This is a genomic window from Bradyrhizobium sp. PRIMUS42 (assembly GCF_023006515.1).
Taxonomy (GTDB): Bacteria; Pseudomonadota; Alphaproteobacteria; order Rhizobiales; family Xanthobacteraceae; genus Bradyrhizobium.
In genome coordinates this window covers 1-2,436 of the sequence record NZ_JALBGZ010000852.1, presented here as the reverse complement: position 1 = coordinate 2,436, position 2,436 = coordinate 1, and the positions used below count along the sequence as shown (strand labels likewise).

The 2,436-nt window shown below is 64.9% G+C and carries 2 protein-coding genes and 1 pseudogene; all 3 read left to right on the top strand.

From position 1 onward, the window contains the following. Positions 1–130 (top strand): annotated as a pseudogene (locus MOV75_RS34675) (PspA/IM30 family protein); the annotation flags it as partial. Between the two features lie 10 nt (positions 131–140). Next, on the top strand, positions 141–800 hold the full coding sequence (locus MOV75_RS34670; protein WP_246929758.1) for an OB-fold-containig protein: 660 nt from the start codon (positions 141–143) through the stop codon (positions 798–800). 23 nt (positions 801–823) lie between these two features. Next, positions 824–2,436: flotillin family protein (locus MOV75_RS34665; protein ID WP_247007593.1), on the top strand; the 1,613-nt coding region annotated here is incomplete at its 3' end.

The window sequence follows — 2,436 nt, the reverse complement described above, 5'->3', positions numbered from 1 at the left end:
CAGGGCGGTGGCGCGGGCCACCGGCGTGCCGCCGGGCATCCCGTATTCGAGCGACATCGACGAGCTCAGCACGCTCCATCGCGACAAGGAAATTGCGGCGAGGCTGGCGCGGCTGAAGTCACGCTCCTGAGTACCGTGTCATGAGCGCTCTGCTCGAACACGTCATGTCGCCGGAGGTCAGGCCGTTCGCGATCGCGGCGGCCATGATCGTCATCGTCGGCTCGATCGAGGTAGTCTCGATGCTGGTCGGGGCCTCCTTGAGCGAGATGCTCGGCACCAACATCGACTTCGGCCATCCCAGCGACAATGGCGTGATCAACGCCATCTCCTGGATCAATGTCGGCGGCGTGCCGCTCTTGATCTTCCTGCTGCTCCTGCTCGGCGCGTTCTCCATCACCGGCTTCCTGATCCAGGACATCGCGCGGATGCTGGCCGGTCCCTTGCCGGCCTCGGTCGCCTCGGTCGGGGCCGTCGTCGTGTCGGTTCCGATGGTCCGCGCGGCCAGCAGGGCCATCTCGCGGGTCATTCCCAAGGATGAAAGCTACGCCGTCGGCCTAGGCGATCTCGTCGGCCGCATCGGTGAGGTCGTCATCGGTCCGCTCGACCAGGGACCGCCCGGCCGCGTCAGCGTCGCCGATATCCACGGCAACCGCCATTTCGTCTGGGCGGTCGCCGCGCCGTCGTCAACACCCCTGCCGCAGGGAACCATGGTCCTGCTGGTCGACCGCGACGGCACCCGCTTCGTCGCAGTGAAGGCCGACGATGAACTTAAGCCGTCCAAGCCACCTCTAAGCAGCTAGCAGTTCATTCATTGGAGAAAGTCATGTTCGACATCGCAGTCCCGGCCATGATCGGCGTCGCGCTGATCGTCGTCCTCGGGATCGTCTTCACCATTCTCTACAAACGCGCCACGCGCGACGAAGCCTTCGTGCGCACCGGGCTCGGTGGCAAGAAGGTCGTGCTCGACGGCGGCGCCATGATCCTGCCGATCTTCCACTCCTATGCCAGCGTCAATCTGAAGACGCTGCGGCTCACCGTGGAACGCAAGGAGCGGGAATCCCTGATCACCAGGGACCGCCTGCGCGTCGACATCGTTGCCGAGTTCTATGTACGCGTCCGCCCCGACGATGAGAGTATCGCGCTTGCGAGCCAGACGCTGGGTGCGCTGACCAATGACGCGGAAGCGCTGCGCAACCAGGTCGAGGCGAAATTCGTTGACGGCCTGCGCTCGGTGGCGGCGACCATGAGCATCCTCGAACTCCAGGAGAAGCGCTCGGACTTCGTCAAGCATGTGCAGGCGACAGTCGAATCCGACGTCAAATCCAACGGCCTCGAGCTTGAATCCGTGTCGCTCACGAAGCTCGACCAGACCGACGTCAAGTTCTTCAACCCGGAAAACTTCTTCGACGCCGAGGGCCTGACCCAATTGAAGACGGTCACCGAGACCCGGCGGCGCGACCGCAATGCCATCGTGCGCGACAACGAGGTGGCGATTGCGCAAAAGGACCTCGAGGCGCGCCAGCAAACCCTCGGGATCGAACGGACCAAGAAGGAAGCGGAGCTCTCCCAGGAGCGCGACATCGCCAACAAGACCGCAAGCACCCGGGCCGAGGTCGCGACCGCCACGCAGACCGCGCGCCTCACCGAGGAAAATGCCCGCATCGACACCGACCGAGCCGTTGCCGAGAAGGAGGCCGGCGCCAAGCAGGTCAAGGAAACCGCGGTGATCGAGTCGGATCTGGCGATCAACAAGCGCAAAACCGACGCGCAGCGCGAGATCCAGATCGCCACGCAGGAAAACGAGATCCAGATCGCTGCCAAGAGCAAGCAGACCTCGGAAGCCGTCACCGAAGCCAAGGCCGCCGAAGCGCTCGCAGTCTCCGCGGAGGAAAAGGTCGTCACCGCGCGTGCGGTCGAGGTCGCCGATCGTGCCCGTCTGACACAGGTGCTGGCCGCGCGCACCGAGGCCGAACGCAAATCGACCGAGCTGATCGTTGCGGCCGAGGCCGAGAAGAAGGCCTCGCTCGATCGCGCCGAGGCCGTCAAGACGCTGGCCACCGCCGAAGCCGAGTCCAACAAGATCAAGGCCGTAGGCGTCCGCAACATCGGTGAGGCCGAGGCCGCCGTCATCACCATGAAGAACGAGGCGCAGAACAAGCTCGGCAGCAACGTCATCGACTTCGAGATCGCCAAGAAGCGGATCGAGACGATGCCGTCGGCGCTGGCCGAGATGGTCAGGCCTATCGCCAACCTCAAGGACGTCCGCATCCTGCACACCGGCGGCGCGTTCGGCGGCAACGGGGCCGTCGGAGGCAATGTCGGCTTCGGCGAAGGACTTGCCGGCGAGCTGCTCAAGGTCCACGCGCTGCGTCCGATGATCGACGAGATCCTGCGCCAGAGCGGCTTCGCGCCGGGCGAAGATCCCGTGCAGGCGCT